We start from the raw sequence: 15,864 nt of genomic DNA on the forward strand, positions 1-15,864 counted from the left end.
TATACTCCCTATAATGAAGAATATCGACATTCTCTATGAAGATGCTGACTGTGTTGTGCTTAATAAGCCTGCGGGGCTTGCTGTACAGGGGGGAGACCGTATTACAACAAGTCTTGACAACCTTTTAGCAGAAATATGGCATCAGCGTCCGTTTCTTGTACACCGCCTCGATAAGGATACATCTGGAGTTATGTTGGTAGCAAAATCAAAGGAAGCTGCACGTTACTATAGTATGGTCATTAGCAGTAAAAGAGTAAAAAAAAAGTATCTCGCTCTCTGCAATGGTATCATACACCCCAGCAAGGGTAAAATTGATGAGCCTTTAGAGATCCATGGTACTAAAAAGGCTTCGCTTACGTTGTATAAACAGATCATCCATTCAGAACAGATTTCATTGGTTGAACTCCAATTAGGGAGCGGCAGGATGCATCAAATCAGGAGACATCTTGCCTTAATTGGAAATCCGATACTCGGTGATGATAAATATGGTGATTTTGCTCTTAACAAGTTACTAAAAAAAGAGCGGGGCATAAAGCGGCTTATGCTTCATGCATGGGAACTGACCATTCCAATTTTAGTATTGCAAAAAACTATAGCTATAACCGCTCCTATGCCAGATTATTTTATTTCATTTCTAGAGTGTGAATTTGGTAGTCAGATATTCCCAACCCTTGGCTCTTGTGAATAGGGGGCTTTTGAAAATTTGAAATCTGAAGACAGTATTCTCTGATTTGATCCTAGTGCTTGACACTGGCCTTTCTTTTTCTCATCATAGCATACTATATGAATGAAAGACAGCTAAAGAAGAGTTATTTGGAATCATTGCCCACCGATGAGTTAAATGCCCTTGCAGAAGAACTCGGGCTAGATCTTCCGCCAGATTTAAATAGAATATTTGTAATACAGGAAATATTGGAAGCTAGTCAACAAGATGATGAAACAAGTGAAGATATAGAGGATGTTTCTTCTGTTAAAGTTGAAAAACCTCCTTTTTTTTATAATAAAACCTATATAGAAGTATTACTTCGAGATCCTGTATGGGCCTTTGTATTTTGGGAAATAAAAACTGCTGATCGGGAGTTACATGAAGCAACCCCTGGCTTTAATGGGTATCAACTTAGGGTTGTAGCGCTGCATCCTGGCAAAAATCCCGATGACGAATCGTTTTCTATCGATGTAGACATGATGGATCGGGCGTGGTATGTATGTTTTCCCAGTAGCGAGGGATGGTTCAAGGTTGAGCTGCGAATGAAAAAGGCCAAAGATTTTATATTGCTTGCTGAAACACCCCCATTTAAAATCCCGGAGAGTATCAATATGCTTCGTAGTACAATAGATACTAATCCTTTAGCTCCTATACTGCTCTTATCCGGCTTGGATGAATTAGAAATTATCCATAGCGGTGATTTTCAGTCTCACATCCTCCAACAATGTGATTTTTGAGGTGCCCTTTGATGAATGATCAATATTGCTTATCTCTTGTTCTACATGCCCATGTACCCTTTGTGCGCGAGCCCGATTACCCCCGTTTTTTAGAAGAACGATGGTTGTTTGATACACTTCTGGAAACTTATATTCCATTAGTTACTATATTCGAACGTCTCGATGCAGAGCGGATCCCCTTTCATCTGGGTCTTGTTATTTCACCAACCTTAAGCCATATGGTACAGGATCCTTTATTGCTCGAGCGTTTTTTAGAATATCTAGACCAACGGATTGTGTTTGGATTGTCCGAGGTTGATAGAACAAAGCATGATAGTAATCTTAATCGGCTTGCAAGAATGTATTATGATCGGGTCGTCGAAGCAAAGGCTCTTTTTTCAGGTCGCTATGAACATAATATTTTAAAAGCACTGGATTTCTACCAAAAAAAAGGTAAAATTGAGCTACTTACAACCGCTGCTACCCATGCTTTTCTGCCGTTTTATACATCCTATCCAGAGTCAATCCAAGCTCAAATAGAAGTGGCAATTTCCTCTCACAGGTCATTGTTTGGCCGCTTACCCCATGGTTTTTGGCTGCCAGAAGCTGGCTGGCATCCTGCATTGGATGAATATTTACGTTCATATAATTTTAGCTACACTATTGTTGATACCCATGGTTTATTGCTTGGTAAACCAACACCCATAAAGGGTACCTTTGCGCCCATCCGCACCCCCAATGGATTGATGGTATTTGCTCGAGATTTACATGCGTCCCGTGCAATTTGGGATCCAGATATTGGTTATCCTGCGGACCCTGTTTATCGGGATTTTTATAAAGACATTGGGTATGAACTCGAACAGAGCCTTATTGATCCTTTCCTTGAACCGAATGGAGAACGAACCCCAACAGGATATAAATACTGGGCTATTACACAAAGGGGACAGCAGTCTAAAGATTTGTATAATCCTGATATTGCAACAGAACGAATACAGTTCCATGTAAAGTCATTCCTAAAAGATCGTATTCAAAGATTACAGGATGCAGAACACATCACAGGAGAAAAGGGGATCTCTGTGTGTGCCTATAATGCAGATCTTTTTGGGCATCGTTGGTTCGAAGGTCCCCAATTTCTAGAGGTTCTTTTTAGAGAAGCTGCAAAAATGGACAACCTGAGTTTCGTTAATCCTGGAACCTATGCACATAAAATTAACCAGGAAGAGCTCCAGAAGGAAATGCCAGAGTTTTCTTCCTGGGGGATGAATGGGTATGCCGAAACGTGGCTCGATGCTTCGAATGACTGGATGTATCCCCATCTTATGCGTGCAATTGAGAGAATGATTGAGCTGGCTGAACGATTCCCCAATGATGGAGGACTTAAAGAGCGTACTTTGAACCAAGCTGCAAGGGAAGTGTTACTCGCCCAGTCAGCGGATTGGGCTGCAATTCAGCATGGCGGATTATCAAGTGCGTATGCTCGGTCAATTGTGGAGGAATGTATACAGAATTTTACAACCATCTATGATTCTTTGGGAAGTAATTATATTAGTACTGAATGGCTTACTCAGCTTGAACGAAAGCATAATATTTTTCCTGACATTAATTATCGGGTATTTAGAAAAAAAAGATAGAATAAAAGGGGTCGTTATTGGTCCCAAAAGGTTATTCAATTTTCTGAATTTCGATAATTCGTTTGGAAAGATTTTCTGCACCAATGAGAGCCTTTAGGCTTTCTTTTGCTGGATCATATCGAGAATCAATCCTTAGGGCGGCTTCCCAACTTTTTATTGCTATATTGGTATCACCCTTCGCGTAGGCTTCAAGCCCTGCAAGATAGAGGGCTTCTACCTGTTTTGCCCTTTCTCCCCGTCCCTGGTCACCAAAGTTGAATTTTAATCCTACACTTACCCTATTGAGGGGTTGTAATTGGGTTAATAGGTCTAGGGTATAGTTAACATCTATCATGATTGTGGATACTGAAATAGCACTGCCGATAGTAATACGAATATTTCCTGTTTTATACAAGAGACCAGTACGCATGCCGAGAAAGTCGGTTATTTGTGCGGATATTCCCGTTGCCCAATAGGGTTGTTCTGAAAGTTCCGGATTCATGAGATTAATAGGTACTGTTGTATCAAAGGACCATTGAATTGGTCGTATTGGTTTATAAGCGATAGCAAATACCGCTTCTGTGGGAAGCGGATCGCCCTGAGCTGGAAAACCAAGATTTTTAACTACAATTGCAAAGGAAGTGTTTTTTTCTCTGCTATAATAGAATTTAAGCAAATTAATTCGAGTTAAAGCGCCGATGTCAATCATGGGCGCAATAGTTGATTGCTCTGCACCGGATCCACTGCGAATAACCCCAGTGTCATCTGCATAGTCAGGGACTAATCGAACCGCAGTCTTTACATTTGTCCCTAGAGATATGCCATAAAAATAATAACCGGCTAAAAAGTTATAGGAAGCATTCAATATCATGACTGCTTCAGAATAAAATCCTTTCGAAGCCCGTTCTCCATAATCGTTATATTCAGTAAAGGGGAGATAGAGCCACTTCCCGCCAATTCCTAATCCTAAATTACCCATTCTTTGGGTATAAACCAATCCTTCTATTTTTGAATCTGCAATCCAGTTGTTATGATAGAATGAAAGTTCCGTATTGGCTAACATGGAAGATCCTGCGGGGTTCCATTCGATATAAGAGGTATCGTCGGCAACAGCCGCAAAAGCTGTTGCTAGCCCTTCTGACCTGCCCCCCATCGGTATGGAGAGTATTGGAAGCGTTGTAAGTCCCTGGTTGGAATCAATACCGTTTATTGATAGTATATAATCGGTAATAGAACCATAAAATGTATTGTTTACATCGAGAGCATAAAGTGGAATTATGAGAATCACTAATACTATACTAAAAAGTATCTGCAAATGTTTCATATGCTCTTAATATAAATATATATCGGTTTGAGATATATTTCTACTGTATAGTATAAAAGTGAGAACTCCGATAAGAAAGTAATGGGTAAACCTTGTTCATGATACGGTGCTTTAAAGCCAGACAGTTCTTTTTTCTCTTTTTAGTTACTCTTATATGGTTTTTAATATCAGGGCTGGGCAAGGTCTATGCCGAAGGTAAAAAAGAAGATACCCTTTCTACCGCAGATACTCTTATTGCTGAACGGAGATATAATGAAGCAATTCTACTGTTAACCCAATATATTAAAAATAATCCCGATCGTTTTGATGATGCCCAGCGGAGACTTCAGCGTATTATAAAACTTCGAGAAGATTATAATAAAATTGCCGGCGATTTATTAAATATCCTTGTTAGTGATCCTACCAATGATGAACGAAAACTTGCGATGATACGTCAACTGGAAGGTTTGGAAGCAGCCCCAAACCGAGCTGCACGGGAATTTATTTTAAAAACCAAAGAGACCGCACTTTTTACTTATAACCGTGCACAATTTGAAAAAATAATGGCCGATGGGCGTACGCTTATCGATAAAGGCGATTACGGTAACGCTACGAAAAGATATACCGACGGTTTTTCTTTGTATCGGGAAGAATTTTACCAAGCTGGTTATGGTGACATTGTTGTCAATTCGGTTAATAAGGGTTTAAAAGATATTCAACAATATCTTATAACCTTTAATGCTTTACAACCAGAATTGCAAAAGCGGATCGATACGTTCATCAACCTAACTACGACTATTTCCTTTTCGACCAATCTTGAACCAATATTAGAGTCCTATACTGAATTGGAAGCCCTTTTGTATCAATATGCTAATGTAAGGAATGCCCTTGCCAGCATAGGTAGAGGCTTTGAAAGCCAGTTTGCCCTTCTTCAGAGTGCTGATCCAACTTTAGGTGACAGCTCATTTCTTCCGTTTGCGTTTCGTTTTATTCTTGGCCGAAAAACTGAAATTCAGCCCGAAGGCATTGTGGGAGCACTGGATACTTTCTGGATTAAGGGGATGAATAGCCTGGAAAACGCTTTAATCCATTCTCTTAATGGGCTCTATGCTCGCTATTATGATGAATATCAAAATAATCCTCTTGTCCTGGAGGACCCGAAAATAGAAAAACTAAGCGCGTTAAGTAATTTTACTCTTCGGGTGTTTTCTGTCTGGTCATCGATTGCTGTAAAGGAATTCCAATATCAGGTAACTAATTATGGTAAGTCTATTGCTGTGAACAAAATACCAATCTATCTTTCAGTTCAGGCTTTGCTTGAAACTACTACTACCCTTAATGATTACTATAAAGTACTAAAGGATTACCTTGTTATTTCAGAACAACAGAAGATGCTCTTTGAATCATGGAAAGCAGGTCAAGCAAGTCAGGATGGAACGATTGCAGGGCTGCAACGTGGGCGAGAAAATCTCATCAACCTAAGGAATGCACTAAAAATCTATGAAGATATTGCTGCAAAACGATTGCAAAACTATAGTTTCTATCAGGAAAATGGTATAGATCTTGGATCCGGTATCACCCAACTTCAGAATGGGGTGAAAAGTCTTGTATTTTTAGAACAACATATAAATGATCAGGAATTGTCTCTGGTTTCTCAAAAATATACTGTTGAAAATGCAGGCATTACTACTATTCTTAATACCCGTACTACCGCGTATGATAAGGCTCTTAATCTTATACAAGGTATGCAGATATCAACCCAAAATGGGTCAACATATCTTGCTAAATATCCAAAGGAAAGTCTTCCTCTTTTCAATGAGCTGGATCGTCAGCTTTCAGGAGATATCCAAAAAGCAAGGTCCGTACTTTCTACGTATGCTGCTGAACCGCTTGTGATTACAAATGACGTAGCTCTTCAAATACTACGGAAGGAGACTTCCGACCTATTGCGAAGACTTGAAGTACTGCAATCTCAGGTACGGACAAATAGTAGTATTGCTCAACAGCAGAGTGCTCTGGCAGATAGTCTTAAACTTGAGGGAGATCGTCGCTATCTTGAAGCTCAAACGGCCTTAAGAAACCTCAATTTTGATCTTGCGCGACAGCGGCTCCAGCAATCAGGAGAACGTTATGATGCTTCGCTCGCAGTACAGGAATCATTTGAGCTTCGAAGCCTCCGAGATCAGCGGCTTCTTTCGCTGGCCACAGAAATTTCTAAAACAGAAAATGAAACCGTAGTCCGGGATGTCCGACGCCTTATTACAGAAGCCAAAAGAGCCTACTTTACCGGTGATTTTATCAAAGCAGAAGACACCCTGCTACAGGCACAGAATCGCTGGAAAACTACCAATGTGGATGATGAACCGGAAGTCGCCTATTGGCTTACCCTGGCTCGTAGTGCTCTTTCAATTAAGACTGGCCGTACTATTCCAATTACAGCGCCGCTCTACCCCGAAATGAGCCAATTATTAAATGCTGCTCAGCAAGCCTTTGAGGCAGGAAGATCTCTTTTGGCAGCTAAAAAACGTACGGAGGCTCTTGAACAATTTGATATTGCCCGTAAGAAAATTCAAGAGGTGCGGATCCTTTTCCCCCTTAATCAGGAAGCGGGTTTATTGGAACTTCAGATTGATCAACTGATAGATCCGGCAGCCTTTGCAGCCAATTTCAGGGACCGGCTCAGTGCTGCTCAGGCAAAACTTGCTGCACAGCCCCAGGAAGGCTATGCTGAACTTCAGGATCTTTATACCATCAACCCAAACTATCCGGGGCTCAAAGCAATCATAGAACGGGCTGAAATACAGTTAGGCCTCAGATTGCCGCCGCCGGATCCAAGGGCTATAGCCCGATCCAATGAGCTTGTGGCTGCGGCCAAACGAATTATCGATACCAATACCCGCAGTCAATTCCCGGTTGCCCTGGCCCAGCTCAATGAGGCCCTTAAGTTAAATCCCAATAATGAACAGGCGGTGGCCCTCAAGGACCGGATACAGACCGATGTGGGTGGTCAGGCTACGGTGGTGCTGTCCAGTGCTGCGGAACGGGAATACCAGCGGGCAGTCCAGGAACTGCAGAATGGAAATACGATCGTGGCCCTTGCAATTGTGGAACAACTGTTGCAGGATCCAAAGAATAAAAACTCGACCAAACTGGTTGAACTGCAAAAGAGGATTCAGTCGAGGCTATGAAAAAACTGGCGGCCCTTTATCAATGTTTACCCTCTTTACTGCTTCTCCTTTGCGGTATGCTGGTTGCTCCGGCTTTGTTTGGACAGGACGTATTTTATTGGGAAAATCCGGTGCTGTTCAGCCCCGGTGCGGCACGGTTTCCCGTAAGCTCTACCAATGGCAAGCTTTCAGTTCTCCTGTGGCAAGAATCGAATGCTTCAACCATAACCCTCTCACTGGCAGTAAAAACTCCTGACCAGGACTGGGTTATACGGCGATCCATTGCAGGTCCTTATCCTTACTCCGGTAGTGAACCAGCTATTGCTTCGGTGGTAGTTGATGCGAGGGATAGAATCATTATTGCGGTAGGGCTTCCCTCGAACGAAACAGAAATTCTTATTTCTAACGATCAGGGTCTCAGTTTTTCTGCAATGCGACTTAAGGGAGATATTAATTCAACTATTTCCCCTCGGATCGTAACGAGGTCCGATGGGGGTTATTACCTTTTTGTAACCCGTGGACAGGAGCAGAGCCTTTCTATTTTTTATTCCCGTTCTGAAGATGGCTTAACCTGGACCGATTTCACCCCCTTCGTTAGCGATTCCCGGCTTAAGCTGACCTTTCTGCCAAGCCATACCACCCTGGGTTCTACCGACTATGTGGTATTTCAAGCCCTTACCGGTGATGTACGGCCTACCTTTCAACTTTTTATGACCACCAGTTCCGATGGGGGCCGTAACTGGACTTCTCCCCGCCAGGTTACCAATTTCCTGGATCCCTATGTGGCAAATCGACGGGAACCGGAATATTTCGATAACCAGCGCCCTTTCATCTTAGGAGCAAAAAACACCCTGTTCCTTGTGTGGGAACGGAGACCCAGCAATGGAAATCCCCAAGTGTATGGAATGGAACTTAAGCCGGACGGCCAAATCCTCGGTACTGCTGAACAGATTAGTCCCCGGGGTGTTTATGCAAATAATCCTGTGGTCCTTCCTGTTAACGGCCGCTGGACCGTCTTTTGGTTCGATAACCGCCGTGGTCAAAACCGTATTTATATGGCTCAGAAAAAGGGGCTTGACTGGGAAGACACGGACCTGTCAGCCTCGAGCGGGGAAGCAACCTTTGCCCGGCCCATACTTGACCGCTCAGGCCTTTATGTTTTCTGGCAAACCCAGCGAGCATCTCAAAACCGGCTGGTCCTGCTTGCCCCCGATACTACCGTAGCAAAGCCGCCTCTCCGGCCGCTTAATTTTAAAAATGGTGAACGGTTGCGGACGGATAAGGTGCAGATTGCCTGGTCCATGCCGGAAGATTCTTCTGGTATTTTAGGGTACTCGTATATATGGACGAGGGATCCCGAAGAAGTTCCCCCTAAAACAATTAAGGTATATGCTACCACCACAAGGACCGAACAGTTCGCCCAGGAAGACGGCCCCTGGTACTTTGCAATACGGGCCCAAGACTTTGCGGGCAACTGGTCTGATCCCAGCATCGTATATTTTATCCGCGACACCACGCCGCCCCCTGCAGCCAGTATTATCGGTCCTGATATTGATGAGAATGGTTTCCTCATATCAAACACCTTTACCATTCAATGGAACCCTCCACCAGCTTCGGATGTGGGAGGGTATACCTGGAACCTGGAATACCTTGGTCCCGGTGACCTGTTCGGACAGCTTTCTTTAGCCGATTTTGAAACTAAGCTGAAAGCCACCTATCCTTCTGTATCCAGCCCAGTGCGCTTTATGGGTAAGGACACCCAGGCATCTTTTACGAACCTTGATAACGGTATATGGCGTTTTACCCTGTCGGTGGTCGATACGGTGGGCAACATCAGCCAGCCGGCGGTTTATTATTTCAGAACCAATAAATACATTCCCTTTACCATCGTAAGGTATCTGGATGTTAAACAGGATGAGCAGGGTAAACTCATGGTTACCATTTTAGGGCGCGGATACCTGGAAGGGGGCAACATTACCTCCATATTCATCGACCGGGATGGGTTAGCGCCCTATGACCGGGAATATTTCCTCGAACAAGGCCATTACCGCATCGTTTCTGATCGGGAAATAGGAGGAATCACCGTGGAGGACCTGGACGCAGGATCATACCACATAGGGCTCGTCCATTCCGGACGGGGCCTTTACAGAACCGGTCCTCTACTTCAGGTTGATGAAATGGGCACGGTGAAGTTTGGTGACTTTACCCAGGTTTGGCAGCCCTCCTGGTCACGTGCACCAAAGCGAACATTCACCGTAGATGTGGCATTGTTCAGCGTCTTTGCCATCATCATGTTTGCATTATTGGGATTATTCATAGCAGTCCGGGGCATTGGTAGTGTAGTAGCCGAAACAGCCATGCTCAGGATGGATGCGGTTGCCCTCATTACAGGAGAGCCTATGACAGTAGAAAAACAAAAAGCAGTCACCCGTATTAAGCGCCGGGGTATGGGCCTTGGTATTAAATTGGCGATATTTACCATCATCCTCGTCAGTATGGTGGTTCTCATGGTATCGGTGCCCCTCACCCTTATGATGACCCGCACACAGGAACGGACCCTGCTTCAGGGTCTCCGAGACCGTTCCAGGGTATTGCTGGAAAGTCTCGCCTCCGGTGCCCGGGCTTACCTGCCTGCTCAGAATGTTCTTGAATTGGGCTTCCTTCCGGCCCAAACTTCAGCGGTTCCGGAAGCAATCTATGCGACTATTACTGGCTTTGGTGCCAGGGTAACCATTTTCTCAGACCATGTATGGGCTACTAATGACCCGGACATCCTCACCAAGATTGATACTCCCGAATTCCAGCCCGGCCTTTCCCGGCTAAAGGATCCGATCAGTCCCAGGATTGCTTCTATTGCTCAAGAACTGGATGAACAGGCTCGTTCTGAAGTTGGCGATATATCAAAAACCATTGCAGATCTTACCCGGGAAGCCTTAACCCTTGCCCTAAAAACCGATGCTGAAAGTGTGCGCCGGCGGGATGATATCCAGACAACTACCCGGAATCTGGAAGCTCGTCTCAACGAAAAATTAACCCAGCTGGCCTCAAATATTGGCTCCGAACCAGAGTTTCCCACAGATAAACTGCCCCCTAAAGGTCAGTCACGGTACATATTCTTTAAGCCAGTACTCTACCGGCAGGGTGCTGATGATCTGTATTTCCGCGGTCTCGTCCGTCTCGAAGTTACCATCGATTCCATCTATGCCCAGGTCGATTCGGGTCGTCGATCTCTTGTACAGGTGACCGCCCTCATCGCCCTCATCGCCCTTGTTATCGGTGTCATTGGAGCAATCCTTGTATCAGTGTATATTGTCAGCCCCATTCTCAAACTGGTAGAACATGTAAAAAAAATAAAAGATACGGAAGATAAATCAGAACTTGAGGGTCATGAAATTTCGATAAAATCGAGGGATGAAATAGCAGTTCTGGGAGATACCATCAATGAAATGACCCATGGTCTGGTAAAGGCTGCATTGGCCTCTAAAGACCTAACCATCGGTAAAGAGGTCCAGAAGAAATTTATCCCCCTGGAAACCGATGCCCAGGGAAACAAACTGACCACAGGGCATCTCGATGCCAAATATGCAGAATTCTTTGGTTATTATGAAGGCGCAAAGGGTGTCTCTGGTGACTACTTTGATTACATCAACCTGGATGACCGCTATTTTGCCGTTATTAAGTGCGACGTGGCTGGTAAGGGGGTCCCGGCAGCCCTCATCATGGTCCAGGTTGCCACCCTGTTCCTGAACAGTTTCCGTAACTGGAAACCCACCCCAGAGGGGCTTAACATTTCTCGGGTGGTCTATGAAATTAATGACCTATTGGAAAAACTAAAATTCAAAGGCCGTTTTGCTGCCTTTACCCTCTGTCTTTTCGATTCCCAAACCGGACTGGTTCGGTTCTGTAACGCCGGAGACAATATCGTTCATTGGTTCGATGCTTCTTCCGGCAGTCTTCAGACCCTGACGTTGCCCCCATCCCCTGCGGCAGGGGTCCTTGATAATGACCTCATCGATATGAAAGGGGGATATCAGATTCAAACCCTTCAGCTCGATCCGGGGGATGTACTGTTCCTCTACACTGACGGTATCGAAGAAGCAAAGCGGAACTTCAGAAACAGTACTTATGAGGTTATTACCTGTACCGAAGGAGAAAACGGTACAGCCCATGGCAATCATGTAGCTGGACAGAGCGACGAGGAACTTGGATACGACCGGGTTTCGGCCATTATTGATGCGGTCTTTAACCGCAGACTGTTTATCCTAGAAAAGTACCATAATCCTGATAGTGAACAGAAACTGGTTTTTGATTTTACCACCTGTCAAGGTACCATCACTGAGGCTGTCATGGCCCTCGTGTCGGTGGAGAAAATATTCCGGCTCTATAAGGACCCTGCTTGTCGGCCTGATGAACGTATTCTCGTAGACAAAAAGATTGATGAATTCCTGAAGGCTCATTTTAAGCAATATGGATTTTATATTCAGGAAAAGATGGAAAATGCACAACAAAAAGAGTACCTTTATTACATGGGCCTTCGAGAGGATGAACAGTATGACGATTTAACAATCCTTGGAATTCGAAGGAAATAGGAGATATTTGCTATGTCATTTGGTGATAAACTGAAAGGGTATTTTGGAAAAGGAATGGAAACAACCCGGGATCTCATGGCAAAGGCTGGAGCAAAGGCACAGGATTTAGGAGAGAAGGGTGTTTTAAAGCTGGAAATAGCTCAGCTACAGGGACAGGTGCAGAAATTACTTGGTCGTCTTGGTTCTGAGGTATATACTGCCTTTGTCGATAAAGGTATCGATACAATTTCTTTTTCAGATCCAGAAATTAAAGCTCTTATTGATCAGATAGCAGACTTAAAAAAATCGATTGAAAAACGAGAAAATGAGTTAAGAAATTAAAGATACTATCATCCATCATGGTACACCGCTTTTAGTTTATCCACATCCATTGGTCTATGACAGGTTTCGTGGTGGTCCTCTCTCGTTTCATGCTAAAAAGTGATAAAAATATTTGACAAGATACAAGAATCGTACTAGTATATCTGAAAGCGCAATCGATTGCGCTTTAGTGTTCATATTAAGAAACTTGTAGGAGGATAACATGAAAAAGCTGGTACTAGCTTTTGTAGCGGTTTCGCTCCTGGTTCTCGGGTGTGCGAAAGGTCAAAAGGCTGCTCAAAATGAGCCAAAGTCGCTTGTTGTATGGTCCTTTACTGATGAAGTAAAGAACATGATTGACAAGTATTATAGCCCTGCAAATCCTGATGTAAAACTAGAATACTCTCTTACTCCCACGGATCAGTTCCCGAATAAGCTCGATCCAGTACTTGCCTCCGGCCAAGGCGCGCCTGATGTATTTGCCCTTGAAGCAGCTTTCGTGAGGAAGTATATTGAATCGGGCCTTCTCCTGGATATTACCGATGTCGCCAATGAGGTTAAATCCAAGATGTTCGGCTATCCGATCGAAGTTGGTACCTATAACGGCAAAGTTTATGGTCTTTCTTGGCAGGTAACTCCCGGTGCTATGTTCTATCGCCGAAGCCTTGCAAAAAAATACCTTGGAACTGATGATCCTGCAGAAGTTCAAAAATATTTTACCGATCTAAATAAGTTTCTTGAAACTGCAGCACTTCTTAAAAATAAATCTAAGGGAAGTTGTGTAGTTGTATCCTCTACCGGTGATATGTTCATGCCCTATAAGGGTGCCCGGAAACAGCCCTGGGTTGTAGATGGCAAATTGGTCATCGATCCTGCGATGATTTCTTATATGGAAATGGCAAAGACTCTTAAAGATAAGGGCTATGAGGGCCGGGTTAGTCAGTGGTCTGAAGGCTGGTTTGCTGGTATGAAGGGTGATCTGAAAAATGAAAAGGGGCAGTCTATTGAAGTATTCTCTTACTTCCTTCCTACCTGGGGCCTCCACTATGTATTAAAGACTAACGCTCCTGCTACTTCCGGTGACTGGGCTATGATTCAGGGACCCGCTGGCTATTTCTGGGGCGGTACCTGGCTTGCAGCTTACAAAGGTACCAAATCACCTAACCTTGCGAAGGAATTTATTAAATACCTTGCAACAAGCGATGAATTCCTGACCAAGTGGGCAAAGGATACCGGTGACATGGTTTCCAACAAGAACGTCGTTAATGCAATAAAAGATACCTATTCTGAGCCCTTCCTCGGTGGCCAGAACCACTATGCTGAATTCGCCAAGATGGCTGTTAATATCGATGGTAAGCTGATCCAGGGTACTGATCAGGCTATCGAAGGTCTCTTTAACGAAGCAGTTACAGCCTATGTGAATGGTGAAAAGACTAAAGAACAGGCACTTGAAGCATTCAAAGAACAGGTAAAATCAACCTTAGGATTCTAATTAAGTAGTCTTATAATGGGATGTCTGGAACGTACGCTAGACATCCCATGTTTGTAGTGCAATATCGAGGGGGTTGGTGTGAAGGGTCCGTCTGGTATCGAGCGACGTTTAAGTAAATATGGTTATATATTTGTTTTACCATTTTTAATTACCTATGTATTATTTCAGTTATGGCCAATAATTTACACGATATTACTAAGTTTTAGTGATCTTAAGGGGCTGCGTGCCGATTTTATGTTAATTGGTTTTGAAAATTATAAAAAATTATTTGGTGATAAATATTTTTGGGAAGCAATTCAGAATACCGCGATTGTATGGTTCTTTAATTTTGTTCCACAGTTGGGAATTGCCCTGCTCTTTGCTCTTTGGTTTACCGATGATACTTTGAGACTTAAGTATAAGGGTATTTTTAGAACAATCTTTTATCTTCCCAACCTGTTAAGTGCTGCTTCGGTGGCTATGTTGTACAGAAGCCTCTTTGCATATCCTGTTGGACCGGTGAACTCATTTCTAACAGGTTTAGGCTTTTGGTCTACCAGAATTGGTGAAAACGGACAGGTAATACAGGAAGCATTTAATTTCTTTAGAAGTGTACCGATGACGAGAGCCATCGTTTCTTATATTCAATGGTGGTTATGGACTGGATCCACACTGATCCTTTTGATTGCCGGAATTGTCGGTATCAGCCCATCAATTTTTGAATCCGCTGTGATTGATGGAGCCAATAAACGGCAACGGGCATGGTATATAACAATTCCTCTTTTACGGCCGATGATGTTGTATCTCTTAATCACTTCTATGATTGGTGGTATGCAGATGTTTGAGATACCCTTCTTGCTCACCGACATGCGAGGTGGCCCTGACTATAAAATTCGCACCATGATGGTCTATTTTTATAATACAGCTTTCCAGGGTGGCAATAATTATGCCTATGGGGCTGCCATCTCTGTGGGTATTTTTATAATAACAGTAATACTGGCCATCATCATTTTTTCTATGATGAAGGAACGGCAGCCAAAGTCGGTGGGGTGACATGATGAAGAATACTAATTATAGGTTGTCTGCCAGCTTGAGCAGATTTGGTATTTACCTTTTTATGCTTATTATTACCTTGCTGGTAGTAATTCCCATATACCTTATGTTAATCAATGCTACAAGAACAAATGCGCAGATTAACGAAGGAATTTCTTTTATTCCCGGTTCAAATACCATAAATAACTGGAAAAACCTGACAAACAGAAATTTTCAGATTTCTCAAGGCTTTGGGAACAGTCTTTTTATTGCCCTTTCAAGCACCATCATTGTAGTTTATTTTTCTGCACTAACCGCCTATGCTTTACATGTATACAAATTTAAATTAAAAAACTTTGTATGGGTACTCATACTTTTTACCATGATGTTGCCGGGGGCTCTTTCGTTTATAGGTTTTTACCAATTCGTTGCCCGTCTCAAGCTTTTAAATAGTTATATTCCTCTTATTATACCGGGTATTGCAGCTCCTGCGGTTGTATTTTTCATTAAGCAATATTTTTCTTCAACCTTATCTTTCGAACTCATTGATGCAGCCCGCATTGACGGGGCAGGGGAGTTCTACATCTTTAATCTAGTCATTCTCCCGGTGATCCAGCCAGCCCTGGCTACCCAAGCAATCTTCAGCTTTATTGGCTCCTGGAATAACTTTATGACCCCCTTTATTCTTATTTCAGATCCAAAGAAATATACCTTGCCCATGTTGGTACAGATGCTCCGGGGTGACATTTACCGCACTGAGTATGGTTCGATATATCTTGGTATCGCCATTTCTTTGGTACCTATTATTGTCTTTTACTCCTTTGCATCCCAATTCATTATTGCCGGTATTGCAATGGGTAGTTTAAAAGAATAGTTGCAGGTTTTTCTGAACCTAACATTATAAAACGAGTTACGTGAGCCAGCTGTAATAACCTTTTTTGGGTTTATGGCTGGCTTTTTTATTTTATTA

10 protein-coding genes are annotated in these 15,864 nt (G+C 43.2%); 9 read left to right on the plus strand and 1 reads right to left on the minus strand.

Annotated elements, in window-relative coordinates:
- Nucleotides 1-13: 13 nt before the first annotated feature.
- The 3 genes from SPICA_RS05305 to SPICA_RS05315 all read left to right on the plus strand — a co-directional run bounded on the left by SPICA_RS05305 (nucleotide 14) and on the right by SPICA_RS05315 (nucleotide 3,053).
- On the plus strand, nucleotides 14-688 hold the full coding sequence (locus SPICA_RS05305; protein ID WP_013968508.1) for an RluA family pseudouridine synthase: 675 nt from the start codon (nucleotides 14-16) through the stop codon (nucleotides 686-688).
- Nucleotides 689-783: 95 nt separating this feature from the next.
- The gene (locus tag SPICA_RS14745; protein ID WP_013968509.1) at nucleotides 784-1,443 is read left to right on the plus strand and encodes a DUF4912 domain-containing protein; all 660 of its coding nucleotides are present in this window, start codon (nucleotides 784-786) and stop codon (nucleotides 1,441-1,443) included.
- Between the two features lie 11 nt (nucleotides 1,444-1,454).
- Nucleotides 1,455-3,053 carry a glycoside hydrolase family 57 protein gene (locus SPICA_RS05315; protein ID WP_013968510.1) on the plus strand — a complete coding sequence of 533 codons (1,599 nt, stop codon included), beginning with the start codon at nucleotides 1,455-1,457 and terminating at the stop codon, nucleotides 3,051-3,053.
- Between the two features lie 31 nt (nucleotides 3,054-3,084).
- Here SPICA_RS05315 and SPICA_RS05320 read toward each other — a convergent pair whose 3' ends face one another.
- Complete coding sequence (locus SPICA_RS05320) at nucleotides 3,085-4,356, minus strand: UPF0164 family protein (protein ID WP_013968511.1); 1,272 nt, start codon at nucleotides 4,354-4,356, stop codon at nucleotides 3,085-3,087.
- 98 nt (nucleotides 4,357-4,454) lie between these two features.
- On the opposite strand from SPICA_RS05320, the gene SPICA_RS14750 reads away from it, so the two are divergent.
- The 6 genes from SPICA_RS14750 (at nucleotide 4,455) to SPICA_RS05350 (ending at nucleotide 15,768) form a co-directional block, all read left to right on the plus strand.
- Nucleotides 4,455-7,523 carry a tetratricopeptide repeat protein gene (locus SPICA_RS14750; RefSeq protein WP_013968512.1) on the plus strand — a complete coding sequence of 1,023 codons (3,069 nt, stop codon included), beginning with the start codon at nucleotides 4,455-4,457 and terminating at the stop codon, nucleotides 7,521-7,523.
- Complete coding sequence (locus SPICA_RS05330; protein WP_013968513.1) at nucleotides 7,520-12,091, plus strand: SpoIIE family protein phosphatase; 4,572 nt, start codon at nucleotides 7,520-7,522, stop codon at nucleotides 12,089-12,091. Before SPICA_RS14750 ends, SPICA_RS05330 begins: the two co-directional genes overlap by 4 nt.
- Nucleotides 12,092-12,103: 12 nt before the next feature.
- Nucleotides 12,104-12,412, plus strand: a complete 309-nt coding sequence (locus tag SPICA_RS05335) for a hypothetical protein (RefSeq protein ID WP_013968514.1) — start codon at nucleotides 12,104-12,106, stop codon at nucleotides 12,410-12,412.
- Between the two features lie 202 nt (nucleotides 12,413-12,614).
- Nucleotides 12,615-13,883 carry an ABC transporter substrate-binding protein gene (locus tag SPICA_RS05340; protein ID WP_013968515.1) on the plus strand — a complete coding sequence of 423 codons (1,269 nt, stop codon included), beginning with the start codon at nucleotides 12,615-12,617 and terminating at the stop codon, nucleotides 13,881-13,883.
- Nucleotides 13,884-13,961: 78 nt separating this feature from the next.
- Entirely contained in the window at nucleotides 13,962-14,915 is a 954-nt protein-coding gene (locus tag SPICA_RS05345) for a carbohydrate ABC transporter permease (protein WP_013968516.1), read from the plus strand.
- Between the two features lies 1 nt (nucleotide 14,916).
- The gene (locus SPICA_RS05350) at nucleotides 14,917-15,768 is read left to right on the plus strand and encodes a carbohydrate ABC transporter permease (protein WP_013968517.1); all 852 of its coding nucleotides are present in this window, start codon (nucleotides 14,917-14,919) and stop codon (nucleotides 15,766-15,768) included.
- The last annotated feature ends 96 nt before the right edge of the window (nucleotides 15,769-15,864 follow it).

The organism is Gracilinema caldarium DSM 7334 (assembly GCF_000219725.1).
GTDB classification, from domain to species: domain Bacteria; phylum Spirochaetota; class Spirochaetia; order Treponematales; family Breznakiellaceae; genus Gracilinema; species Gracilinema caldarium.

Coding starts and splice junctions, on each gene's coding strand:
- SPICA_RS05305 (WP_013968508.1), top strand. CDS start 14: ATGAAGAATATCGACATTCTCTATGAAGATGCTGACTGTGTTGTGCTT.
- SPICA_RS14745 (WP_013968509.1), top strand. CDS start 784: ATGAATGAAAGACAGCTAAAGAAGAGTTATTTGGAATCATTGCCCACC.
- SPICA_RS05315 (WP_013968510.1), top strand. CDS start 1,455: ATGAATGATCAATATTGCTTATCTCTTGTTCTACATGCCCATGTACCC.
- SPICA_RS05320 (WP_013968511.1), bottom strand. CDS start 4,356: ATGAAACATTTGCAGATACTTTTTAGTATAGTATTAGTGATTCTCATA.
- SPICA_RS14750 (WP_013968512.1), top strand. CDS start 4,455: ATGATACGGTGCTTTAAAGCCAGACAGTTCTTTTTTCTCTTTTTAGTT.
- SPICA_RS05330 (WP_013968513.1), top strand. CDS start 7,520: ATGAAAAAACTGGCGGCCCTTTATCAATGTTTACCCTCTTTACTGCTT.
- SPICA_RS05335 (WP_013968514.1), top strand. CDS start 12,104: ATGTCATTTGGTGATAAACTGAAAGGGTATTTTGGAAAAGGAATGGAA.
- SPICA_RS05340 (WP_013968515.1), top strand. CDS start 12,615: ATGAAAAAGCTGGTACTAGCTTTTGTAGCGGTTTCGCTCCTGGTTCTC.
- SPICA_RS05350 (WP_013968517.1), top strand. CDS start 14,917: ATGATGAAGAATACTAATTATAGGTTGTCTGCCAGCTTGAGCAGATTT.